Genomic DNA, 25,577 nt, shown 5'->3' on the forward strand with positions numbered 1-25,577 from the left:
GATTGCTTCACCTGTGCAAAGGAGTGCCAATGAAGCTCTATCAGAAAATCGCGTCCATTTTTATTTTTTTCGGCCTGCTGCTGATGGCACTCACCTTTGCGACATCCCACAAAAGTAAAGCCATCATCAACGATCAGTCGTTGCTCCAGATTGAACGCGAAGCTGAGTTACTCATTGGCATGATTGAGCGCAATTTATTTGAGCGTTACCATGATTCAAGAGCCTTCACCCTCAGCCTGGGGGCACTCTCCAAACAAGGCTTCAACAGCCTCGCCCACTCAACCAGTACAATCAAGAATTTAAATACCTTCGTCGGTAATTATAAAGTGTATAAGCGAATTATTATTACTGACACCAAAGGCAACCTTATCGCCGCAAGCGACCGTAACAAAAGAGGACAACCACTCCCGGCGCTCAAGTTAAACCCTCAACAACTACAGCAAACCACTTGGTTCCAGAATGCCATTCACGGCCGATTCCTTTCTCCAGATGATGGCGAAGGAACCACAGTTGCTGGGCCAATGCGGAATATCATCCGTGCCGTTAACCCCGCACCCGACAGCTATGAAATGGTATATACCTCGCGGCTTCTGTCGACCCAGGGCGAAGTTTTGGGCCTCTGGATAAATGTGGTCGACTTCCAGGTCATTGAGAAGATTGTCGGTGAAGCCTATGAACTTTTGGCGCAAAGAGGCATGCCCAGTACAGAACTGACCATCCTGGATCGCTCCGGGAATATCATTGTTGATTACGATCCGGTCGGGCAGCTCAAAGCCGATTACACCCGGGACTTTTCTGTATTAGGCCAACTGAACCTGGCCCGGAACGGCGTAGAAGGTGCCAGGCTCGCAGTCGCCGGGCTCTCAGGGTCCAATGTTTCGTTGCATTATCGCAAGCAAATCGAGCAGATTACAGGCTATGCCAACAGCCACGGCGCTTATGACTACCCGGGGTTGGGTTGGTCTGCCCTCGTTCGTATCCCGGTTGATGAAGCATTCAAGGCAGCAAACGCCCTGCAACGAAATATCCTCATCTTGTCGTTCATTGTAATCTTGATCATCTTATGTACCGGGGTATTAATGGCGTTACGGATCAGCCTACCATTGCAGAGGATCACAGCGGTTATTCGACAATTAGCCCATGGCAATATGGCGGTTGACATTCCTCCCTATAAAAATCAAGACGAGCTCAGCGAAGTCAGTCACGCGACGCAAATCCTCAAAACAAAGCTTATCGAACGGGAAGTGCTTCAAAAGCAAACCGAAGAGCAACAACAAGAGCTGGATATCCAGCGGAGAGCTATCAATGCCACGGCGACAGGCATCGTGGTGAGTGACATGACTCAGCCCGATAGTCCACTCATTTATGTAAACCGCGCCTTTGAGCTGCTCACAGGCTATCAGTCTGACGAAGTACTTGGCCGAAACTGTCGTTTCCTGCAAGGCGATGACCATGATCAGGAAGCGCTAACACGTCTGCGACAGGCAATCAAAGACGGACATTCCTGCTCGGTCGTCCTGCGTAACTATAAACAAGATGGGACTTTGTTCTACAACAATCTGCGTATCGACCCGGTTTATGATGAGCATAGCACTTTAACCCATTTTATCGGGGTGCAGACAGATATTACCGAACTGAAACATAAGCAGGAACGCGACCAATTAGAATTAGAGAATATTATCGATGAACGAACACAGGAGTTTAAGGAGTCTGAATCCAGGCTGAGGACCGTCTTCGATACGGCTATCGACGGAACCGTTGTCATCCATGATAATGGGACCATTCTCGATATCAATAAATCGATCGAGCTTATTTTTGGCCGAGGACGAGATGAGCTCATCGGTGCTGGAATTGAGTTACTGATTCCGGTAATCGATCAAACCACCGGTTCTCTGCCATTGCCCCTCGACTCGTCCACCAACGAAAAAGATCACGCCAACGGTACCCCGACGGAAACAACCGGAAAACATAAGTCCGGCCGCGATATTCCTATCGAGCTTTCTGTTGGCCGAACCCAGTTAGGAAACAGCACCGCTTTTGTCTGCGTGATTCGGGATATCACCGCCCAGAAAATGGTTCAGGATCGAGAGCATGCGCTCCAGCAAGAGCTTGCTAAACGTGAGGTCATCTATCGCGCTGCGTTTAGTCAGGCAGCCATTGGTATCGCCCGGGTTTCCCTTGATGGTCAATGGCTAGAAGTGAATGACAAACTGTGTGAAATTTTAGGCTACACACAGCAAGAGCTATTAGCGACGAAGCTACATTCAGTGATTTGCCCGGACGACTTAGAAGCAGAGTTGACGCTGCTGAATCAATTAATCAATGAGAATCGCAAATCCTACAGCAACGACCGGCGTGTCCTCACCAAAGCCCAACAAGCTGTATGGGTTAAAATTTCTGCATCACTGGTGAAAGAAAGTACGCATGAGCCTAAATATTTCATCGTCGTTATTGAAGACATCAGCGAACGAAAACAATTTGAGCATGAGCTCAATCAATCACGACATCAAAAAGAAGCACTGCTGATGGGAAGACGCCTGGCATCAGAGGCCGGCGGTATCAGCCACTGGAGCTGGGATATTATCAACAATGAGATCCATTGGGACGAGGCCTCCTATACGCTCTACGGCCTCACCGACAAAACAACGGCACTGGACTACGACACTTGGCGGCAATTTGTACACCCGGATGACCTCAACCATGTAGACGAGATGATTCATGACAGTTTTGAACAACGGTCTTCCTTCTCATCTGAGTTCCGCATTATCCATGGTATCACCCATGAAATACGGTGGCTGAAATCCGCAGCAGACTTTGTTATCGAGAACGGGGAACCGATCAAATTGTATGGGATCTGCCTGGATATCACAGAAGAGAAACTCACACAAATGGAACTGGAAAAAGAATCACAATCAGCACGTCAAGCGAATGAGGCAAAATCGCGTTTCCTGGCCACCATGAGCCATGAGATCCGAACTCCGATGAACGGGGTGATCGGCATGATCGATCTGCTTCGCGAAACTCAGCTTAGCGACGATCAAAAGCGCATGGCAGCCACAATCAGGGACTCAGCCTTCTCGTTGTTGGATGTTATCAATGACATTTTGGACTTTTCGAAAATCGAAGCGGGTAAAATTGAGTTAGAGCTTACCCCTACTTCACTGCTCTCTGTTGTCGAAAAAACCGTCGACTCATTATGGGCTCATGCATCCAATAAAAAAGTGCGCTTATATCTCGAGCCCGATTTGAATATTCCCAACCGACTGATGCTTGACCCTGTCCGGCTCCGGCAAGTGATGCTGAACTTATTGGGTAATGCTATCAAATTCTCACAGGGGCGCCGTCAACCTGGTATTGTCCTCATCAAGACCCATTACCTGGCTGCCCCACAACATCAAGAACAAATTACCATCGAAATTATAGATAACGGCGTCGGCATGTCAGAAAGCCAGCAAGGCAAGTTATTCCAACCTTTCACGCAAGCCGACTCATCAACCACCCGTAAATATGGCGGGACCGGCCTGGGACTGACCATCTCTAAATCTTTCATCGAAATCATGGGCGGTCATATTGAAGTGGAAAGTGAGCTGAACATAGGGAGTACTTTCCGAATCAAGCTGCCGGCAAACCAAGTCAATGGAGCCACTACAGAGTTTGATAATATCGATATTCATGGCCTGCACGTATTTGTGTTCATCAAAGATTTACATCTAACGCAATGTGTAAAAGCGACTTTAGGACAAACCGGCTGTGATTATCAGCTGCACGATCCTTCCGACAGCCATGAGGACATTTTGGCACAGTGGCAACAACGAAGCGTTTCCCCGGATGTGATCATTACTGACATACAAGACTTAAACCTTGCATTTCAAGCCTTGAAGCGCGATCAAAGCACTCAACCCGACCTCCGCTTTGTTATTCTGAATGATAACCCAGCCACAAGTAAAGGGCTGGTCAGTAACAACGTTTATATCGCCGGCTCGCATCCGCTCAAACCATCCGAATTAGTGTTTGGACTTGCAGTGATTACCGGGCGAGAAAGCCCAATCATTGACTGGACTTTTGAGGATAGCCACACAGCCGAACCGCTTCCCATTGTTCCTATCAGCAGGAGCGAAGCTGAACGTCAGGGAAGCTTAATCTTAGTCGCAGAAGATCAGCCAACAAACAGAGAAGTGATCGGCCAGCAATTGACACGCCTGGGTTATGTTTGCGATATGGCCCCCGATGGCCTGGAGGCCTTGGAAATGTGGAAATCCGGTCACTATCGCTTGTTACTGACAGATTGCCATATGCCGAATATGGACGGATTCGAACTCACCAAAGCGATTCGGGAGGAAGAATCAAAACACCCGGACCTTGAAACAACGACTATCATCGCAATCACCGCCAACGCGCTCGTTGGTGAAGGCGATCATTGTCTGGGCTCTGGAATGAATGACTACCTGACGAAGCCGGTTGAGTTAAGCAAGCTTCGCGAAACACTCTCGAGATGGATGAAGCATCATGTAGATCCCGTACACACACCGATTGTACCGACCAAAGATAACATCGCCGACGAGCCTGATGAACCTCGTCGTCCAGAGCACTTGTCTAAACTGGATCACCCCGTTAATTTCGATCACATCACCACCGTACTCGGAACGGACAATCCGGCCATTCATGACCAGATTCTTGCCTCCTTCTGGTGCAGCTTGCAGCAGGATGTGAGCCGGTTGCAATGCGCAGTTGAAGCGAAAGACCCCGTTGAAATCCGCAAGTTTGCCCATGCGGCGAAAGGTGCTGCGCGTTCAAGTGGCTGCATCGCTTTATCAACGCTATTTGATGACATCGAGCAACAGGCTCCCAGCCGGAATTGGGAGAATATCCACTCACTTCAGCAGCAACTTCATTCGCAAATCGAGTCCTTGGAAAGGTTTCTGCGGGGCTCAAAAGTTATTGAATAGTTTACAAAAAAAATGACAATCCTTAATCCACGAGGATAGGTTTGGCTTTCATGCCTCCCGGCAAGACACCACACACCGGCTTTGTGTCCCTGTGTGTCTCATCCGCTCCACCACACGCTCCAAGCCAGGTAAATCTGCGCCCGGACAATATGCCAATGTTGCTCCCGAAATAAACAGATAATGAAACTTTTCGCCACAAGCCGTGCAGTTTAAGGCGGCATAATTCTGTTGGCTTACCGCTAATTTCGAGGCCACTTTCACTTGCGGTGCAAGTTTATCTACTCGGATAGACATAGTGATCTCCTGCTCAATAAAGCTTGATGAATACTCACAAGCCTAGCTGAATCATAAAGTAAGCAAATACGTACATTAAGTATGCAAAAAGCTAGACATTCCACCCTCAACTTAATGATGAGATTAATATCCCGACGTCATGATTCTGTAGTAACAGTAAGACCTGCTCAGCATCACACTTGCAGTACCCTACAAAAATTGGCCACAGTCTTATAAGCAAGCCAGAATCTTCGCCCCGACTGATCCGGACTTAATCCCCCCTTGTGATGATGCGGTCTGATCGGGCTGCAGTAACCGATCAAATAACCCGTTATTGCGTGTTTTGCTTCTGCGAAGTTCTGTTAGCCAATTGTTGGTACCCAGGACGATTTAATGTAAATAGTCAAGTACTGCTTAGCCGGAATTTAGAGACGAATGGAACAGAGCAAACGATATAAGCTGCGGGCAAGCTGAGTACCCGCAGCTTGATTCTGGGGAGACGGATACCTTAGTTGATGTACATGGATACACCAGGACCAACGTCTAGACCGAGACCGGTCCATAACAGCAAGAACGAAGTCCAGAACACAAGGAAGCCAATGGCGAGCGGAAGCATTGTCGCCATCAAGGTACCAATTCGGAGTTCAGGCTTATAGCTTTGCATATACACCAGTGCCACACTGAAATAAGGTGACATGGGTGAAATAATGTTCGTCGAACTATCTCCGATTCTGAACATCGCCAGCGTGAACGCAGGTTCAATATTTAATTGCATTAGCATCGGAATAAATATCGGAGCAAATAGCGCAAATTGAGCACTGCCACTGGTCATGAAAATATTACAGATACAGGTGATCAAGATGAAACTGATGATCAAGGCATACCCATCGAAACCGACAGACTGTAAGAAGTGCGCGCCTTCAAAGGCTACCAGGTTCCCAATACCCGTCCATTTGAAATAGGCAATAAACTGGGAAATGGCTAAAAACAGAACCAGCGTTGTTGCAAGAGCCTTCACGGAGTCGGCCATTAGGTCCGGAATATCTTCTACTTTTTCAATTTTACGGACTGCCTTCCCATAAATAATGCCGATACCAAGAAAGTAAAAAAACATGAATGGCACAAGACTTTTCAGAAAAGGCGACGGAATCAAACCGCCATCCGCGTTCCTCAGCGCTGAGGATTCAGGCAGGACAAGCGCCATCACAAAAGCAAAGTAGCCTAGCGTAAACAATGCCACCCGCTTGAGACCCGTTTTTTCCTCCGCCGTCATATTCACTTCAGCCGTTGGTCTTTCTTTGATCATTGTTGACAACGGATGTAGGTTATTCAGGCGCGGTTCGACGACTTTATCTATGATAAGCGTCCCGACGATAGCGAGAATAAATACAGAAGAGGCGACAAAGTAATAGTTATCCACCGCACTGACATACGCATCAGGGTCGATGATTCTTGCTGCGTCTGTTGCAATGCCTGCAAATAGAGCGTCCCCAACCGTAATAAACAAACTGGCATCAAAGCCGGCTCCTGCTGCCGCATAAGCTGCTGCTGCCCCCGCTAACGGATTACGGCCTACACTATGGAATACCATGGCAACTAACGGGATTAAAATGAGATAGTTTGCGTCGGAAGCAATAGAGCCACAGATACCGGCAATAAACACGAAAAACGTCAGCAAATGACGCGGTGCTTTGGCCACTGTCTGTGTCAGTAAAGTCGAGAGTAAACCAACGCGCTCGGCTAAACCTATGCCCAGCATCACCGTGATGATTGTGCCTAGAGGTGGGAAGTTCACAAAATTTTTCACAAAATTAGTGAACATGTACGCGATGCCGTCACCGGATAGCAAAGATTTAATTGGATAAGTTTCTGCGGTTTTGGGGTTGTACGTGTTGATATTGAAATAATTTAAGACCGCCGAAATCACCATGACAAATATGGCTAAGTAGACAAACAATAAAAACGGATGAGGTAATTTATTCCCCGTTGTTTCAACCCACGATAAAAAACGATTATCCTTGATTGTTTCTGGCCTGTGTTGTGCGTGCTCCACTACTGATCTCTCCCTAGGTAAAATTGTGCTACACCCATATAGACTTGCCGTGCTACAGCGATATTTTCATCATTAAAGTCATAGTGAGGATTGTGTAAATAAGCAGAATCTTCACCATTGCCGATAAAGAAGTAACAACCCGGTCTTTCTAACAAATAAAAACTGAAGTCTTCTGCCCCCATCGTTGGCATATAATCAATTTCCAACAGGTTGTTTTTATCAAAACTATACTGACATGCTTCAATCACATCTGTGGTCTCTTGGCGATGGTTGACCAAAGCCGGAATTGATAACAAGATGGTGAATTCATAAGTACAGTTGAATTGCTCACAGACACATTTGAGTGTTTTTTCAATCTCACGAACCAGCAGCTCATCGGTTTCTTTCGTATCTGAACGTACACTCAAGCTGAGTTGCGCCTTTGATCCAATGACATTGTGGCCCTGTCCAGAATGAAACTCTGAGACAGTCACTGCCGCGGCGTTCAGTGGCGATAGTTTTCTGGACACCACCGTTTGAACCTGCGTCACAAAACTTGCACCAGCAACGATAGGATCATGTGTTAAATGGGGCATCGCTGCGTGCCCCCCTTTCCCCGTGATTTCAACGGAGATACTGGTATTCCCCCCCATTGCAGAGCCAGATTTCACAAAGACAAGCCCTTGCTTAAAGCCGGGCCTGTTGTGATAACCAAATATCTTATCGACTCTCGGGTTCTCAAGGACCCCGTCATCAATCATGGCCTTCGCGCCAGCTCCACCCTCTTCTGCCGGCTGCATAATAATGACGATGTTACCGCAATACGCCTCTTTGTTAGCCACTAAGGATTCCGCAGCGCATAGCAAACTAGCGGTATGCCCATCATGGCCGCAAGCATGCATCTTTCCGGTATTTTGAGATTTATGCTCAAATTCGTTGAGTTCCAAAATCGGAAGCGCGTCCAGATCGGCACGAAAAGCAATCGTCGGCCCTGGTCTATTGGTATAAAGAACCGCTTTGACCCCTGTTTTCCCAATACCCGTGGTGACTTCATAGCCCAAGTCAGTTAAATGTTCAGCGACTAATTTCGCCGTATCGAATTCTTCATACTTAAGCTCTGGATTACGGTGGAGTGCTTTCCTAATCTCAATGTACTTGTTGATATCTATGTCCATGATTATATCCACGTGTTGATTCTTTTGTTGATATTAACCATATGCGCACAATAAGTCATACAAAATAAAACAACAATTACGAACACACCACAACCTGGCAACATCTGCATTCGTGAATCTGAACCACTGCGCAGCGACTTGCGCCCGACGAAGCTTCGTTCATACCTGCCATTCTCACTTCATCCTCTATGCAGACCGACCAAGTTATCGACAGGGAGGGTGAAACCAATTTATGTCTGGTGGCGAGTGCGCTACACTCCCTTTCAAACCAAGGGTCTCAATGGCCTGTTAATCGGTAACCTGATGGGACTGACACTGTGTTCACGGCAAGTCTGGCTGACAAAACACCAGACACCACCCGGTCAGTGATTGTGTGCTTGCCTCATTTCGCACCCCATCAGCAACAAGCCATAAAAAAGAGTTATTTTTCAAATGTCTAGCAATGCAATCCAGTGGTTCCCGGGCCACATGCACAAAGCCCGTAAAGAAATCGAAGAAGTCCTGCCGAAAATCGATGTCATCATCGAAGTGTTGGACGCCCGTATTCCTTTCAGTAGCGAGAACCCGCTGATCAAGAGCTTTCGTGAGAGAAACAACAAGCCTGTCGTCAAAGTTCTGAATAAGCGTGATCTGGCAGATCCGGAAATGACGCAACTGTGGATCGATCACCTCGAGCAAGAGCAGGGTGTAAAAGCACTGGCCATCACCACGGAAAATATCAGTGAAGTGAACAAAATCATGGATCTGTGCCGCAAGCTGGCACCGCACCGGGAAGAAATGGGCAAAAATATTCGCACCATGATCATGGGGATCCCGAACGTCGGCAAATCAACCATCATCAATACCCTGGCAGGCCGCAGCGTGGCGGTCACCGGAAACCAGCCGGCAGTCACCCGTCAGCAACAGCGGATCAACCTGCAAAACGGAATTGTCTTGTCCGATACGCCGGGCATTCTGTGGCCGAAAGTTGAAAACCCACACAGCGGATTCCGTCTGGCAGCCACCGGCGCAGTCAAGGACACCGCGATGGACTACGTGGATGTAGCCTTTTTCACTATCGAATACCTGAAAGATGCCTACCCCGAGCTCATCAAGGCGCGGTATAACCTGGATGACGAACTGCCGGAAACTGAAATTGAATTGATGGAAGAAATCGGCCGCAAACGGGGCTGCCTCAAAGGCGGTGGACGGGTTGATCTGCACAAAGCATCTGAAATCCTGATCAATGAGCTACGCAACGGCACCCTGGGGAAAATTACCCTGGAGCGTCCGGAGATGATCACTCAAGAGTTGATCAACGTCGCCATTGAGGAAGAACGCAAAGCCGAAGAAAAGGCAAAGAAAAAAGAAGAACGCCGCAAGCGCTACCTGAAAAACAAGCGATAACCCCCGCACCTGGGCATATTGTGGGGTGTAATTTCGATCCTCGCATGGTCCTCAACAGACCCGCTATAAAAGCAGGTGCCGTTCTCCCGCTACAGAGAGCAGCACCTGTATGCCAAATGACAAAGGATGATGTACCATAGCTACGACAGCCCTTCCCGCTGGTCATCCTCTTCAAGTCATTACCAGCCTGATACTGCCACTGTGATCTAAGCAACTGGAATGCCAGTTTTATGTCCACTCAAAATCAGCAACTTAGGCATACACCTCTTTGAGTCCCGCACCAAAATCACGAAGCGCTGCACTCTTTTCTCTCATCCTCTCTTTCCACAGCCCGAGTACATCAGTCCAAACACACCGATCCGGGTTGCGAAACTATTCTTTACAAGCATTGACCTTTTATTGGTTATAACTCTAAAGACTCATGATTCACAACAGGCTGAATGAGCTGAAATAATCGTTTAAATCATTGTTTTTAATCAATCTGAATTTAATACTTGTCTAGAAATGGTATTTTTAAATAAGTACAACACAAAAGTTTTCATCATCAATAATATAAACTTCTCGAAACCATTAGTTTTTCTCACTTTACGAAAAAGATAATCCCCTTCATATTTCACGCCAAAAGAATCCTGCACAGACTGCGCCAGTCAGTCAGTGCCGCGCTTCACCCTGTCTATCTTATTCAAAACTTATCTCAAGGCGTCTGCTTTTCCAGCAAACGTCCTAAGCTCCGGCTTGCCAAAAACCATAAGATAGATTTATTAATCAACACCTTAATTTGGAGATGACGGTAGTGATCCAGAACACTACTTCCCCATCCAGCACCGGGATCTTTGTGCCTGTCGCTGGCTTAACCGTGTTTGCGATTGCAGCCGGATATTTGATGAGCTTAGTTCCGCTGTCGCTGAGCAGCTTTCGCATTGACAGCCAGTACGCCGGCTGGCTGGCCAGTTCGTATTATATTGGCTTGTTAATCGGTTCAATGATGATCGAGCCAATCATCAGTAAAATGGGCCACCGGGCTGCCTTTGTCAGTTTTTTGCTCTTACTGGCCTCAACCGTGATTGTACTGCCCCTGTTTGCCAATCGTGATGCCTGGTTACTGGCACGTCTGATCGCAGGCATGGCCGTCGCTGGTATTTTTGTCGTGGTTGAGTCCTGGTTGCTCATCAGCGATTGTCCAAAACAGCGAGCCAAACGGCTGGGGATCTACATGACTTCGCTCTACGGCGGCACAACCGTTGGTCAGTTAGGGGTCGGCGTGATTGGCGTTGACGGGTTCGGCCCGTTCATTGCGGTTCTGGCCCTGTTGCTGACAGCCACCCTACCGGCGATTATGCTGCGCCAGTCGCCGCCGAAACAACAGGCCCATTTAAGCCTGTCGCTCAAAGACATCGCCCGGCTGAATAAACCGGCGATCATTGGCTGCGTGGTTTCAGGTATTGTCATGGGGACGATTTACGGCCTCATGCCACTGTCATTGCGACAGAGTCAACTCGACCCCAATCAAATCAGCGTTTTGATGGCCGCAATTGTCCTGGGCGGGATGACGATTCAGCCGATCATCGGCAAGCTGTCAGTCGTGATCAGTAAAACCCTGCTGCTGGCACTGGTGTCGCTGTTGGGCGTGTTTGCGGTTGGCCTCACCTACCTCACCAACGACTTTCATGTCTTGGCTATGGCACTAGCGCTACTTGGTATGTCTGCCTTCGCTTTGTATCCGGTTGCGATCACCCTGGCATGCGAGAAGTTAGATGCTGCCTATATCGTGGCGGCAACTCAAGTCATGCTGTTCAGCTATAGCGTTGGCTCAGCACTGGGGCCGATTGGGGCGGGTTCATTTCTGGAGCAGCCGCTGGCAAATCCGTCGAATGGATTAATGGACTATTTCTTTATTGTATTGCTGGCAACCAGCATCTATATGTTGCTGGCCAGTGCGAAACGAAGTGATACTGCGCTGGCAAGTTAGACTAGGCCAGAAAAAGAGCGGGCGCGACATCATGTCGCGCCCTTAGGTCTTACATGCAGCAATCCGGCTACGTTAGTGCTCCCTGCATCATTCCTTGATTATGCTGATTCCTTCAGCGGTTCCTTTTATCTCTATCCCAGAGATGTCCTGGCGGTCTTACCTTGACCCGTCGATACATCCTGTCTCGACTCTCTTCTCCTTCCTGGAGGTGTCCCTGACTTCATCCTGAAGTGGTCCTTTGTCGTCCTGACCGGCAAAAATCCTATTTGCCTTCTCGGCTCCATCCGAGCATCCCTTCACAGTCCCTGTCGATAAGTCATCCTGATTTACCGCCCTCTTCCTGAGGTTGCCATCATCCTTGGCATTGTTCCTGTTCCGTTCCGTCAGTTCCTTCCGACGGCGTTAAGATTACGTTAATTCTCAGTAGATACAACGTACTCAGATCACAGTTTCCCAGAAATATTTTATAAAATTGTTAGGAATCATCATAAGCAACTGAAATATAAAGACTATAATCAGTTTTTAGCGGTGATTACTTATTCTGTTATTTTGCATTTCCCACACATCTGTAAGAGATCTCGCACAAATCACCCCAACAATTGATGGCGCATCAACCCAAAGCCCCAAACAAACGGTTAATTCAGGGCTTTTAGTTTCTCGATAAGGACTTCTTTTCGGTATGGTTTTGCAACATAATCATCCATACCCGCGTTAAAGCACTCCTGTATATCCTCATCCAGGACGCTGGCTGTCACGGCAATAATCGGTAACTTGCGCTCCGCGCTCACTTCCTGCTCCCAACCACGGATGGCCCGGGTCGCCGCCAGGCCATCCATCACCGGCATCATGCAATCCATCAGAACTGCCCGATACGGTTTTCCGGCTTTTACCGCTTCCACGGCCGCTTGCCCATTATCCACCAGCTCAAACTCAAAACCGGCCTTTTCAAGAAATAATGCGGCCACCCGTTGATTGACCGGGCTGTCTTCAGCAACCAGGATCAAATCATGGGTGGTCTCAACGGGTGTCTGTACAACTGACTCGGGTTCCGCAACACGTCGACCTTGGACTTGCTCGATCGCGGCAAGGACTGTCCTCACCAGCCGCTGGCCGAACAACGGCTGCACCAGCAGACCATCAATCGGCAAATCAATGTCCTGATACTGATCATCATGCTGACAACAGAGCACCAGGGCTAACTTGGGTGCTAGCCCCCTGAGCTGGGAAATGTATTGTCGTAATAACGGTGGCGGCAATGAGAACAACACCACACACGAATAGCCAGATAAATCCGTCGAGGAAGAAAGCGCCGGTACATGCTCCGATCGCATGCCCCAACGCTGCATTTCAACCTCCAGACGCTCAACAACAACCGGATCATCGCCCAGTAACAAGCAGGAAACCCCGCTTGCTTGAGCATCTGCCGGAACTTGCGCCGTCGCCACATCGACCGTCAGATGAACACTAAACCGGCTGCCAACACTTTTCTCTGACTCCACACTCATTTCGCCGCCCATTAGCGCTACCAGTTGATGGCATATCGCCAGCCCCAGACCAGTCCCGCCAAAGCGGCGGGTAATGGTGCCATCTTCCTGAATAAAGGGCGCAAAGATCTCTGTCTGCTTTTCAGGCTCAATCCCGATCCCCGTATCTTCCACCAAGAAGGTTAATTTCACTTGTCGGGCAGTGAGGGGCTCACAACGGACCTGGATCAAGACGCGGCCTTCAGCCGTAAACTTAACGGCGTTAGACATCAAATTCATCAGAATTTGCCGTAACCTATGCTCATCGACCAGTACAGAGCGCGGCAGCTCTGCATCTAATTCAACGGCCAGGCGCAGGCCGGCTTGATTCGCTTTCGGCAGAATAATACTGGCAGTGTCATATACCACTTCACTGACATCCGTCACCGACGGCACCAAGAACAGCTTACCGGATTCAATTTTAGACACATCGAGGATATCGTTAATCAAAAGCAGCAAGGTATGAGATGAAGTTGTAATCGTACTGAGATATTCTTGCTGCGCCGCGTTGAGTTGGGTCTCTTCCAACAGCTCAGATATCCCGATGATTCCGTTGAGCGGCGTGCGAATTTCATGCGACATGTTCGCCAGAAATGAGCTTTTTGCCACATTCGCCTGCTCCGCCTGCTCTTTGGCATGAAGCAGTTTATTCTGATTCACGCGCCGCTCTTCAATAAGCCCATTCAGCTGCTGAAAAAAAGCAGTAAACTCATCATTGCCATCGATTAATACCCTGGAGTCTTGCCGGGCCAGCGGCTGATGTTCCATCTTTTTTAATGTGGCCAGAATCCGGTTGACGGCAGTGAAACACCGAGCCGCAATATTCCCCCCCAAATAGCACATCAAGAGAAAAGCCATCACAACCATGCTGGCAATCAGCACCATTTGCCATCGGATGTGCTGTACTAAATCCTGGATTTCACCAACCAGTTGCTGGCGGATTTGCCCGGTCACATCCTGAACCTGCTGGAAACCGACTTCACTCTGTTCAAGCCGATTCAATAGGTCTTCATCCGATTCCGTGAATGCGCGTGGCTGTTCATACTGAACAAAGGCAGGATTGAAAAAACTGCGTTGAAGAAATTGAACCTGCGTCGGGGTAGCGTAGAGCCTTAAAAACCGTTCAATGTAAAATGCCTGCTTCTCCCTCGCCACCCAGAGTTTCTGCGCTTGTCCTTTGACCCGCTCCGGGTAAAGGGATAAAACACTGGCATACCAGTTATCCTGCCCGGCCCAGAACTGAAACCAGATCAGCTGATACAGTGCCGCCAAATGATGCTCGACTTCCGGAATTGCGCTTTCGCTTCCTTCGCTTTCAAGACGTTGAAACAACTGTTCCTGCAGCAACGTCATCCAGCCCACCCAACTGTTGAAGTCTTCCTCGCCGACACCGGCAAAATCGTCCAGCAAGGCTTGAGTCTCTTCCAGTATTTGCACGAATTCTTGATGTTGCTCCGCGTCAAACGCCTGGTCAAGCTGAGCCTTCAATACCTGTAAGATTGCCGCCAGTTGCTGCTGTGTGTCATCATCTGCCCGTTGATAGAGCTGGTTCAGCTTCAGCTGATGGGTCTGCGCCGCCAAACGCGATAAATCATCGGCGAATTGAACTTTCGCACTATACATATTCAGCGACTTTTCCTTGTGATAGAGATCGGAAAGCGCGATTCCTCCCAGCCAGGAACTAAACAATAGCGGGCAGACCACCAATAGCAATAGTCTGGATTTAATCGATAGATGATTCATCAGGTTCATATCTTCTCCTTGAAAAGAACCCTGAGCTTTTTATTCTCGCCGATGCATAAACACTTTAAGCTTAGGAGGAATCACAAAAATGAACATGATTGGCCGCGCATTATGAGAGCGAACCGCCTGAAAAACATCAGGCTACGGCACCACAACCAATTTCGGCAAAATCAACCATACTTAAACCGTTAGCGTGAAACCAATCTGACACAGTGGAGGGGCTTGCTATGTTTTTGAAAGAGGCTCGGACTGGGGATTTAGTCGATGTCGTTGATATGGCATCCTTGATTAACCCCTTCTCGCGGCATGTGACCGTGCAGTTTCAGTCGGGGGAAGATCTTGCCGATCCTGTTACCATCGACAAACAAGAATTAGCGTTTCCTTCCGGAGAAGAACTGCCTGAATGCTGGATAAACGGCTACTACCGTGTCGGCAACAAATAACCGCATTATTTGCCAACTTTCGGTACAGCGATGTAGCCACCCTGCTGTTGGCCGCCGGCCAACCCTACCATCTTGGTGTAAAAGGCACATAACGTGCCTTTTACATCCTGAACTAAAAAGCCGTTATGCTCCCTGCTGGAGATTTTTTGCCAGCTCCAGACAATGCAGGCGGAGTTCTTCAACCTTGTCCGGATCCATCTTCGACTCCTGCTCTAACTGGCGGGTCAGGTTCTTCGCTTTGTCCCGCAGCGCATAGCCGGTTTCGGTCAGATTAATCACTTTCTTGCGCTCATCGTCAGGCGAAACATTGCGGGTCAGCAAGGCTTTCCCTTCCAGGCGCTTGACAATCGGCGTCAAGGTTCCGGGATCCAGGCGGGTATCCTGCGACAACTGCGTTAAGCTGACCCCGTTGTTATACCAGAGTGACTGCATCACCAGGTATTGCGGATAAGTCAGATTAAACTCATCCAAAACCGGTCGGTAGGCTCTCACCAACGCATTGGTTGCGGTATACAGAGCGAAACAGACGTTATCTGATAATTGTTGTGACATGAAAACTCCTTGCGCTATCCCGCTTATGTTACGACAAAACGACGCCTGGACAAATATTTTGCACACAAAATATTTTCACGCAAAGGTGTTGCCAACCAGAAGTTCACAGGTTAGTGTATTCCCACAATTACTTTGCGCGCAAAACTTTTGCGGAGCAATAACATCACGACACGTCACGTTAAGAAGGCGAGCTATGAAATCACAAGAGATCCATTTGGCCTCCCGTCCGCAAGGCACCCCCACCGCAGACAACTTCTCCCTGATCGAGCGCGAGCTCGCGCCGCTTCAAGACGGCCAGGTGCTGATTCAAAACCTGTGGATGTCAGTTGATCCTTACATGCGGGGTCGCATGATTGACCGAGCCAGCTATGTGCCACCGTTTCAACTTAATCACGTGTTAGAAGGTGGTGCCATCGGTGAAATCATCGAATCCAGGAATGACCAATGGCCGGTTGGGACCAAGGTCAGCCACATGCAAGGATGGCGCAGCCATGCCATTTGCGATGGCCAAGGGCTGACGGCCATTCCGGCAACCTCGCTGCCACTGCAAAGCTTCCTCGGCATTATGGGAATGCCGGGCATGACAGCCTGGACCGGCCTGTTCCGCATTGCTGAACTGAAACCGGGAGATACAGTGTTTGTATCAGCCGCATCCGGCGCGGTCGGTAGCATAGCTTGCCAGCTTGCCAAGCTACAGGGCTGCACCGTGATCGGCTCTGTCGGCTCAGATGAAAAGGCAGAAAGCCTGAAAGCGTTGGACATCGATGCCGTAATCAACTACAAAACGGCAGGCGATCTGACGCAAGCCCTGGCGCAAGCAGCCCCGCAAGGGGTTGATGTGTACTTTGAGAATGTTGGTGGCGAACATCTGGAAGCTGCACTCAACAATATGAATGAATTCGGCCGGATTACGGTCTGCGGAATGATTTCACAATATAACGCCACCGAGCCACAGCCAGGCCCGAGCAACATTGGTATGCTTATCGTTAAAAAGCTGAAGATGCAGGGCTTCATTGTCTTCGATCACTGGCAACATTATGGCGACTTTGCTGCACAGATGGGCCAATGGATCAGCGAGGGCAAGATCAAATGGGACGAAACCATTTATGAGGGGCTGGCGCAGGCGCCGGAAGCCTTTATCGGCCTGTTCGAAGGCAAAAACAAGGGGAAAATGCTGGTCAAGCTGTAACGCCTCGAACTGCATTCGATCTATGTTGAGTGATCTGACGGGTCCCCTAAGGCCCGTCAGCTTTCACTCGCGCGATGTGAGCACTAATCTCTGGGCGATATCACTGGTGAGCCGATCCACCCCAGCCGCCAGAGCATTCACTTGCGCGACATATCCATCCTGCTCAAGCGGCATCTGGTAGGAAAACGGATATCCACCCAGCAACACGCCGTGCGCATCCAGCAACAACCACTCTCCACTGACCTGCGCCACCCCCGTGTAATGGCCGTTGAACTGATTAAACCGAACCTGAACACGCGGCACGTCCAGGGTTGCCAGCGCCGGTGTCAACTCTGTCGGCCAGTACCTGGCTTGTTTACGACGCAGATCTGAATTGATCCGCCGGGTCAGCTGCTGCGTGATGCTCTCCGCCCAGAGGTTCTGCTGCGCCTGCACCACTTCCGTGTCACTCATCTGATAGACCAAACCATTCCCCGCCAAATGCGCCGCCATTTCAACCGGTCGAACCACCAGCAACGGTCGCCCTGCCGGCTGAAACGATACCCCGGGGGTTCCGGTCACCGGCAACAAGTAGGTGCTGCTCATGGCCACCGGTTCGCTGCTGCAGCCCGTTGCTATCAACAGGGCACACATCATGCCGCCCAAAATCCATTGTCGCATTATTGTTGCCCCTCAAACTGTTGCCGTCCGACAGGGATCGGATCTTTGGCCTTCTCCCCTGAGAAAATCAGTGAGTTCGGCTTTTCATTGATCTGACGAAGTACCGGCTGCAATTCCACCATCACTCGCTCAAAACGATGAAGCGCCTGCTCCAGGCTACGATAAGGCGCGCCATCCGGTCCGAACCCATTCAGGGTATTCTGGATTTGCTGCAAGCTCTCCCGAATTTCTCCCGGGATCGCCTGGGTTTCTTTTCGGGCCAGTAATATCGCCAGTTCATTGGCCATTTTTTCCGTCGCTCGCAGCGTGCGCTGTGATGCCTGCAGGCTGTCATTCAAGGTCAGCAACGTGTCTTCAACCGGCATTTCATTCACCTTGTTCAGCATAGCGCTGATCTGTTTCTGAATTTCAGCAAAGCCCCCCGCTTTGGTCGGAAAAATATCGTATTTCCCGTACCGTCGCTCTTTGGGCATGACTTCATCAGGATGAATTTCCATATCCACCAACAATGCACCGGTCAACAAATTTCCAGTTTTCAGGGATGCCCGCAACCCGGCCTGAAACTCATTCTCGAACCTTTCCTTGATCCGGGGCAACTGCTCCACCTCCAGGTTCGGATACACCCTCCCCAGCTCAATCCGTACCAGCACCGGGATCTGTTTAGTCGCAAAACCCTCCAGCGCCTTGGGCATTTCCAGCGGTACCCGCCGGACTGTCCCGATCTGAATTCCACGATACTCAACCGGTGCGCCCGCCGACAGCCCGCGCACCGACTCATCGAACAACATCACATATTCCAGGTACTCATCAAAAAATCGCTCCCGAGCCTCCTTCAAGTTATCGTAGAGCCGAAACCTGGACATATTGTCGGTGATCAAGCTGCCGGGATCATTCCCCCGCGGCACCCGGAAACTCACCCCGCCGGTGATCAGCGATTCAATCGAACCGATTTTCAGGTTGAACCCTTCGGCAGACATCCGCAGCTCGACCCCGGACGTGAGCCAAAAGCGCGTCCGTTTTCGAATCAAGCTGTTATAGGGTTCAAAAATAAACAGCTGATAATTGGCCCGTTTTCTTTTCGGGTCAAACGTGACTTTCTCCACCCGCCCTACGGTGAACCCTTCATATAATACCGGATCGCCAACCCCTAACTTTCCGGCTTCATTGTGATAGAGCACCAACCGCAATCCTTTGGCATCCGGTGGTGCAACAGGCGGTATATCCAGTACCCGGAACGAGGTTTTCTCCTCTTTGCTGACCCCCGGCTGAAGCTGAAGGTAAGCACCGGAAAGTAATGTATCCAGCCCGGAGATCCCTTCCTTGCCAATTCGGGGCTTCACCACCCAGAACAAAGTGTCTTCTTTCAGCATCCGCTCGGCATCTTTATCCAGCTCGGCCGTCGCGATGATCGCTGAATAGTCCTGGTTAATTCGGACATCCGTAACCACCCCGACCCGGACATTCAAAGCCCGGATCTCTGTTTTGCCGACCTCGATACCTTCCGCCGTATTCAGGATTAAGGTCACTTCCGGTCCTTTGCTCACCACATATTGCACCAACATCCAGATCCCAATGGCCAAGGCGATCACCGGGACCAGCCATATCGTCGATACCTGTTTAAGCTCATTCACTTGCGCCTGTTCCGGCTGATTTTCTTCACTCATGCAGCTTCTCTTGATGGTGGGTTAATTCCGGATGGGAACGCTCCGGCTCTGCCCCCGTCCCCTGAAACACGGGCCGGTTATCTAACCAGAACAGGCGCGGATCGAAAGTAATAGCCGACAACATGGTCAAAATCACCACACAGGCAAACGACAGCGCAGCCGGGCCTGGGAAAATCGCCATCAGGTTTTGCAGCTGTACCAGGGCAACAAGGATCGCAACCACGAAAATATCAATCATCGACCAGCGGCCAATCAGCTCCGTCATCCGGTACAGCCGAAGTTGTAAAATGGCCTGGCGCTGACTGCCGACCCGCTGCGCATTCACATATAACCAGCCTAATGCCAGGATTTTCGCCAGCGGGATCACGATGCTAGCGAGAAAGATCACCATGGCGATCGGATAAGAGCCTAACTGCCACAGCAGCATCACCCCCCCCATGATGGTTGAGCCCTCCTCCTTACCCAAGCTCACCGTAATCATCATCGGATAAAGGTTTGCCGGAACAAAAAAGACCACCGCCGAGATCAGCAGCGCCCAGGAACGGTGCAAACTCTGTCTGGGGTTGAACGGGTGTAAGCGACCATGACAACGCACGCAACGCGCGTGGGTCCCTGGCGCCGGCAGCGGGTTCAGCTGTGCGCAGCAATGACAGCTGACATGATTGACCGAGTGATGACTGTCACCCGGCACCACATCGGGTACGGGAACCATCGGCTCGAGCTGCAACCACAGCCAGGTTCGATCCACCATCGACACGCATTTGACCACCAGCAGGGTGTAGACACAGAACGCCCAGAATGACATCCCGAGCCCGATATCAGCCAGCGAGGCAATCTTGATCAGGCTCACCAGCACCCCAATCAGGAACACATCCACCATCAGCCAGGGTTCGATCACCGACATCAGCCGGCACAATCGCTTTTGAAACGCCGAGACCTGCGGTGGCTCCGTCGTCTGACAACGCCGTCCGGCCAGCCAGTACAAATACAACACGGTCGAAATATACCAGGCCGGCAAAATCACCACGGTCAACAGCAGCAACATCGCCAGCAGGCTGTTACGGAACTGGCTGAGCATTTGGGCAGCATGTAGCAGGGTGATCTCCTGACTGATCCCCTGCACACTGAACGACATAAATGGAAAACTGATGCTGAGCACCAGCATGATCAGGCAGGCGATCCCGTATGCCAGCGGGCGCTGAAGCGGCAAACTAATGTGTTTCGCCAGCAAATGGCCACAACGTGGACAAGTCGCTTTCTGCCCGCCAGCCAGCTCGGGCAGCACTGTTACCAGGCCACACTCTTCACAACCTACCAGCACATCCGGGGAGGCGTTTTCACGCATATTCTGCCTTCATTTAATCGCATCTCATCCTGAGCCAAACGATCTAAGTATAGGTAAGCTCTGTAAAAAGCGAGTATTGATGCCAAGACCTTCAGCGTAGATGCGAAAGCCCGATCAGGCCGAAGGGAATAAATGGTGAACGAAAAGGCGGGCAATAAAAAACCTCCCGGTGGGAGGTTAAGTCTAGCAAGATAAAGTGAACGTCTAGTTATACCAATCGTCCTAACTCAAAGTATAGTGAATATTTTGATAGCCATACATTTAATGTGGATACCACAGCATCCATCCCTTGCCGTCAAGCTGTCAGCGCAGCATGTGCCCGGTCCGTTTTCGCCGCGCAGATAAAGTCATTCTTATGCAGTCCTTTAATGGAATGACTCCACCAGCAAACCGTCACTTTACCCCACTCCAGCGTAATCGTCGGGTGGTGAAACGCCGCTTCAGCCAGCTCGGCCACCTGATCGGCAAACGCCCAGGCCTGTTTGAAGTTTTTAAAGGTATACACCCGCTCGAGCTGATCGATCCCGTCACGGGAAATAATCTCCCAAGCCGGAATACTTTTGACCAGCTCACGCCGCTCATCCGCAGTCACCAACGGCGCATCAATCTGACAGGCTTCGCATTTTAATTCATGTAAATCAGACATAGTCTCCCACAACCTCCTTATCTTTCGGTGGAAACATTGGCTTATGTAAGCCTAATTCAATTGCTTGGTGAACCATACTCATAATGTCCTGATGAGCGAGTTCATACAGTTGTTCAATCTCATCCAGGACAAAATAGATCGGTTGCATAATATCAATGCGGTACGGTGTGCGCATAATATCCACCGGATCAAACGGCCGGTAAACCGGCTTGTCGCCAGACACGGCATATTCAGTTTCACCCGGTGACGATAAGATCCCGCCGCCGTAGATACGCAACCCGTCCGGACGCCTGAGCAACCCGAACTCCACGGTAAACCAGTACAAGCGTGCCAGATATACCCGCTCCTGTTTGGTGGCCGCATAACCCAGCCGCCCGTAAGTGTGGGTAAATTCTGCAAAAGCCGGATTGGTCAGCATGGCACAGTGACCGAAAATTTCATGGAAAAAATCCGGCTCCTGCAAATAGTCAAACTCGTCCCGGCGACGTAAAAATGTCGCAACCGGAAACTGCTTATTGGCCAGCAATTTGAAGAATCGGTCAAAATCAATCAGCGCCGGAACCCGGGCACATTCCCACCCGGTCACCTGGCGCAGAACCCGGCTGATCTCTTCCAGCTGCGGGACGCGATCCCGCGGCAGATCGAGCAACTTGAGCCCGGCGATATATTCATCGCACGCCCGGCCTTCAATACAACTCAGCTGTCGGCTGACCAGATCATGCCAGATTTGATCTTCTTCCGGACTCCAGTGAATAAAGCCGCTTTCATCAGGCTTTTTGGATACATACTTTGTGGCAACACCCATAAACGAACCTGCTTCTTGTCGTGTTATATAACCCGACATCCCTGTGGATTTATAAGAATATCTTCCGTCTGCATTAAGGTTAGGTGGTTTAGCTGCCCGAATGGAACCCAATGATAAGAATCGTAAAAACACCACGCGTAACAATATTTTTACATCAAACAAAAGTTTACCCCACGACTCACCCCGTATGAACCCGGCGCAGAAGCGAGGCCAAGATCACCTTGAGAAAGAGCGAGTTATGTAAAAAATTCCGCACAGCGTGCTGGAGGGAAAAATCAACAAGTAAGTTGCTTGTTCGGTTTGAGTCAGCCAGATTTAATGTACTGAGTTAACAAAACATTAACCTAAGGATGAAGCAATGCGGCACTGGTTTCAGTTTCCAATCATTGAAGGAAAAGCCTCGCGACAGGCGCACTGTGATCTCCCGGATGGGACGTTTGAGCGAGAATGCGGCAAGGAAGGTTTTTTTGGTCCGGCCAGCCACATGTACCACGCCAACCCGCCGACCGGCTGGATCAGTTGGGACGGTCCGCTCCGCCCGCGTGCCATCGATACCAACAAACTGGAACAGCCCGGACACACCCCGTGGGATGCTTCATTGCTGCTGCACAACCAGCATGTAAAATTCCGCGTATGGACCTGCCGGAGTTCGATGGATCACCTGGTGCGCAACGGTGATGGTGACGAAGTCCTGTTTATTCACCAGGGCAGCGGCCACCTCTATTGTGACTACGGCCACCTGACGTTTCGTGACGGCGACTATATCGTCCTGCCCCGCGCCACCAGCTGGCGCATCGAGGTCGATGAGCCGGTAACAATGCTCCTAATTGAGGCGACCAACAGCGGCTATCAAATGGCCGATCGGGGGCTGGTCGGCCAGCATGCCGTTTATGATCCGGCCGTGCTCGAACACGCCCGCATTGATGACGCGTTTCTGGCGCAGCAAAGCGGCGATCAGCAATGGCAGGTGATGCTGAAAGCACGCAATCAGCTCAATACTATTACCTACCCGTTCAACCCACTCGACGCTCAGGGCTGGAAAGGCAACCTGACCGTATTCAAGCTTAACTGGCGTGACATCCGTCCGCTGATGAGCCACCGCTACCACCTGCCGCCTTCAGCGCATACCACCTTTGTTGCCGACGGCTTTGTGATCTGCACCTTTGTGCCCCGCCCGATTGAAAGCGATCCCGGCGCGCTTAAAGTGCCGTTCTACCACAACAATGATGACTACGATGAAGTGCTGTTTTATCACCGGGGCAACTTCTTCAGCCGTGACAACATAGAAGCCGGGATGATCACCCATCACCCTTGCGGCTTTTCCCACGGCCCGCACCCGAAAGCATTAGCAGCCAGTATGGAAAGTCCGAAGCAGGAAACCGACGAGGTTGCCGTGATGATCGATACTCGCCATCCGCTGGATCTCGCGGAATTACCTGAAGGTGTTGAAAATAAAGACTACGTTTATTCATGGCTGAACAAGAAATAGTTTGCGCTTCGGCGCCTCAGCAATACGGATATTTACCACTGCAATAAAGGAGTTGCGTGTGAAACTAGCTTCCCTGAACCATGGCCGGGACGGACAACTGATTGTTGTTTCCCGTGATTTAACCCAGGCCGTCCATGCCCATGATATCGCCCCGACTTTACAGTTTGCGCTCGATAACTGGGATCAAGTTGAAAACGATCTGCAGCACCTCTACCGCAATCTCAATGACGGCGTGGCGCAGGATGTCTTCCCGTTTAATCCGGCCCTGTGCGCCTCTCCCCTGCCCCGCGCCTACCAATGGGCGGACGGCAGCGCCTATGTCAATCATGTCGAACTGGTGCGAAAAGCGCGTGGCGCTGAAATGCCGGAAAGTTTCTGGACCGATCCGCTGATGTACCAAGGCATGTCCGACGGCTTCCTGGCACCGACCCAGGATATCGAGATGGCGGATGAAAACTGGGGCATCGACTTTGAAGGCGAGATCGCAATCATCACCGACGATATCGATATGGGCACCCGCACCGAGGAAGTGCACGGCCATATCAAGCTGCTGATGCTGGTCAATGATGTCTCGCTACGCAATTTGATCCCGGCGGAGCTGGGCAAAGGCTTCGGTTTCTTCCAGTCCAAACCGGCTTCGGCTTTCTCGCCCGTCGCCGTCACCCCGGATGAGCTGGGCGACAGCTGGCACGATTACAAGGTCCATCACCGTTTGACCGTCCACTACAACAACGAGCTGTTTGGTCAGCCCCATGCCGGGACCGATATGACCTTTAACTTTGCCGAATTAGTCCAGCACGTCGCCAAAAGCCGGCATATCTGCGCCGGAACCATTATCGGCTCGGGGACGGTATCGAACAAAGACCGGAGCAGCGGCTCATGCTGCCTGGCTGAACGCCGAATGCTGGAAGTGATCGAGAACGGCTCGGCGAGCACCCCGTTCATGCGCTTTGGCGATACCATCAAAATCGAAATGTTCGATGATGCCGGTCAGTCTATCTTCGGGGCGATTGAGCAGAAAGTCGTGCGCTATGATCATCGCTACCACGACGAAGATCTCAACCACCACAAACCGGTGTAAGCGGAGGCGCAATGGAGCTATTTGATTATTTCCGCTCATCGGCCTCGTACCGGGTACGCATTGCGCTCAACCTCAAAGGGCTGGACTACACACTGAGTCCGGTCTCTTTGCTGGCTAACGAGCAGACTGACGCAAGCTATACCGCGATCAACCCCAGCGCCCTGGTGCCGGGGTTGCGCACCGAACAGGGCATGCTCGGCCAGTCCGTCGCGATTCTGGAATACCTCGAAGAGCGCTATCCGGAACCCCCCATTCTGCCCCGGGGAACTTGGGAGAAAGCCAAATGCCGCGAGCTCGCCCTAACCGTCGCCTGTGATATCCATCCTCTCAATAACCTGCGGGTACTCAATTATCTCAGCCGTCAGCTCGGCGTGGAGCAAGCGGAGAAAACCGTGTGGTATCACCATTGGTTGAAACTGGGATTTCAGACTTTGGAATCCCTGCTCGCGTCGCAGGAACAGCCGTTTTGTTGTGGCAATCAACCGACCATGGCCGACATTTGCCTGATCCCGCAGCTCTACAATGCGCGCCGGTTTGAGCTTGATCTGGCGCCCTACCCGACGCTGATCAAGATTGAGCAGCAGTGTCAGCAACTTGAAGCATTCCGCCGTGCCCATCCAGATGCGCAATCATCCTCGCACCTGTGAATTAAGCTT

17 protein-coding genes are annotated in these 25,577 nt (G+C 50.6%); 8 read left to right on the top strand and 9 right to left on the bottom strand.

From position 1 onward, the window contains the following. Positions 1 to 29 precede the first annotated feature (29 nt). Positions 30 to 4,946 (top strand): PAS domain S-box protein, encoded by a 4,917-nt coding sequence (locus tag NNL38_RS17470; RefSeq protein ID WP_255391711.1) that lies wholly within the window; start codon positions 30 to 32, stop codon positions 4,944 to 4,946. Between the two features lie 781 nt (positions 4,947 to 5,727). On the opposite strand, the gene NNL38_RS17475 is transcribed toward NNL38_RS17470, so the two are convergent. Further along, positions 5,728 to 7,272, bottom strand: coding sequence for an AbgT family transporter (locus NNL38_RS17475; RefSeq protein WP_255391712.1), 1,545 nt, complete (start codon positions 7,270 to 7,272; stop codon positions 5,728 to 5,730). Continuing rightward, on the bottom strand, positions 7,272 to 8,426 hold the full coding sequence (locus NNL38_RS17480; RefSeq protein ID WP_255391713.1) for a M20 metallopeptidase family protein: 1,155 nt from the start codon (positions 8,424 to 8,426) through the stop codon (positions 7,272 to 7,274). Before NNL38_RS17480 ends, NNL38_RS17475 begins: the two co-directional genes overlap by 1 nt. A 432-nt stretch (positions 8,427 to 8,858) precedes the next feature. Here NNL38_RS17480 and ylqF point away from each other — a divergent pair, with 432 nt between their 5' ends. After that, positions 8,859 to 9,812, top strand: coding sequence for a ribosome biogenesis GTPase YlqF (ylqF, locus tag NNL38_RS17485; protein WP_255391714.1), 954 nt, complete (start codon positions 8,859 to 8,861; stop codon positions 9,810 to 9,812). Positions 9,813 to 10,605: 793 nt separating this feature from the next. After that, entirely contained in the window at positions 10,606 to 11,781 is a 1,176-nt protein-coding gene (locus NNL38_RS17490) for an MFS transporter (protein WP_439651410.1), read from the top strand. A 635-nt stretch (positions 11,782 to 12,416) separates the two neighbouring features. Here the strand turns inward: NNL38_RS17490 and NNL38_RS17495 are convergent. Continuing rightward, positions 12,417 to 15,056: a hybrid sensor histidine kinase/response regulator gene (locus tag NNL38_RS17495; RefSeq protein ID WP_255391716.1), complete on the bottom strand. Its 2,640-nt coding sequence runs from the start codon at positions 15,054 to 15,056 to the stop codon at positions 12,417 to 12,419. 218 nt (positions 15,057 to 15,274) lie between these two features. On the opposite strand from NNL38_RS17495, the gene NNL38_RS17500 reads away from it, so the two are divergent. Then, entirely contained in the window at positions 15,275 to 15,490 is a 216-nt protein-coding gene (locus NNL38_RS17500; RefSeq protein WP_255391718.1) for an acetyltransferase, read from the top strand. Positions 15,491 to 15,613: 123 nt separating this feature from the next. On the opposite strand, the gene NNL38_RS17505 is transcribed toward NNL38_RS17500, so the two are convergent. Next, positions 15,614 to 16,042, bottom strand: a complete 429-nt coding sequence (locus tag NNL38_RS17505) for a MarR family winged helix-turn-helix transcriptional regulator (RefSeq protein ID WP_255391719.1) — start codon at positions 16,040 to 16,042, stop codon at positions 15,614 to 15,616. A gap of 193 nt (positions 16,043 to 16,235) precedes the next feature. Between NNL38_RS17505 and NNL38_RS17510 the strand changes: the two genes are divergently transcribed. Next, positions 16,236 to 17,231, top strand: a complete 996-nt coding sequence (locus NNL38_RS17510; protein ID WP_255391721.1) for an NADP-dependent oxidoreductase — start codon at positions 16,236 to 16,238, stop codon at positions 17,229 to 17,231. 63 nt (positions 17,232 to 17,294) lie between these two features. Here NNL38_RS17510 and NNL38_RS17515 read toward each other — a convergent pair whose 3' ends face one another. From NNL38_RS17515 to phhA, 5 genes are all read right to left on the bottom strand, one after another. Continuing rightward, the gene (locus tag NNL38_RS17515; protein ID WP_255391722.1) at positions 17,295 to 17,891 is read right to left on the bottom strand and encodes a PqiC family protein; all 597 of its coding nucleotides are present in this window, start codon (positions 17,889 to 17,891) and stop codon (positions 17,295 to 17,297) included. After that, the gene (gene pqiB, locus NNL38_RS17520; RefSeq protein WP_255391723.1) at positions 17,891 to 19,555 is read right to left on the bottom strand and encodes an intermembrane transport protein PqiB; all 1,665 of its coding nucleotides are present in this window, start codon (positions 19,553 to 19,555) and stop codon (positions 17,891 to 17,893) included. Before pqiB ends, NNL38_RS17515 begins: the two co-directional genes overlap by 1 nt. Then, positions 19,548 to 20,900 (bottom strand): paraquat-inducible protein A, encoded by a 1,353-nt coding sequence (locus tag NNL38_RS17525; protein ID WP_255391724.1) that lies wholly within the window; start codon positions 20,898 to 20,900, stop codon positions 19,548 to 19,550. Before NNL38_RS17525 ends, pqiB begins: the two co-directional genes overlap by 8 nt. Positions 20,901 to 21,195: 295 nt before the next feature. Beyond that, positions 21,196 to 21,546 carry a 4a-hydroxytetrahydrobiopterin dehydratase gene (locus tag NNL38_RS17530; protein WP_255391725.1) on the bottom strand — a complete coding sequence of 117 codons (351 nt, stop codon included), beginning with the start codon at positions 21,544 to 21,546 and terminating at the stop codon, positions 21,196 to 21,198. Then, the gene (gene phhA / locus NNL38_RS17535) at positions 21,539 to 22,390 is read right to left on the bottom strand and encodes a phenylalanine 4-monooxygenase (protein ID WP_255391726.1); all 852 of its coding nucleotides are present in this window, start codon (positions 22,388 to 22,390) and stop codon (positions 21,539 to 21,541) included. The genes NNL38_RS17530 and phhA overlap by 8 nt, the downstream gene beginning before the upstream one ends. A 319-nt stretch (positions 22,391 to 22,709) precedes the next feature. Here phhA and NNL38_RS17540 point away from each other — a divergent pair, with 319 nt between their 5' ends. The 3 genes from NNL38_RS17540 to maiA are packed head-to-tail and all read left to right on the top strand — an operon-like array spanning position 22,710 to position 25,568. Continuing rightward, complete coding sequence (locus tag NNL38_RS17540; RefSeq protein WP_255391727.1) at positions 22,710 to 23,840, top strand: homogentisate 1,2-dioxygenase; 1,131 nt, start codon at positions 22,710 to 22,712, stop codon at positions 23,838 to 23,840. A gap of 58 nt (positions 23,841 to 23,898) precedes the next feature. Next, positions 23,899 to 24,921 (top strand): fumarylacetoacetate hydrolase family protein, encoded by a 1,023-nt coding sequence (locus tag NNL38_RS17545; RefSeq protein WP_255391728.1) that lies wholly within the window; start codon positions 23,899 to 23,901, stop codon positions 24,919 to 24,921. A gap of 11 nt (positions 24,922 to 24,932) precedes the next feature. Further along, entirely contained in the window at positions 24,933 to 25,568 is a 636-nt protein-coding gene (maiA, locus tag NNL38_RS17550) for a maleylacetoacetate isomerase (RefSeq protein WP_255391729.1), read from the top strand. Positions 25,569 to 25,577 lie beyond the last annotated feature (9 nt).

It is taken from the genome of Photobacterium atrarenae (genome assembly GCF_024380015.1).
GTDB lineage: Bacteria > Pseudomonadota > Gammaproteobacteria > Enterobacterales > Vibrionaceae > Photobacterium > Photobacterium atrarenae.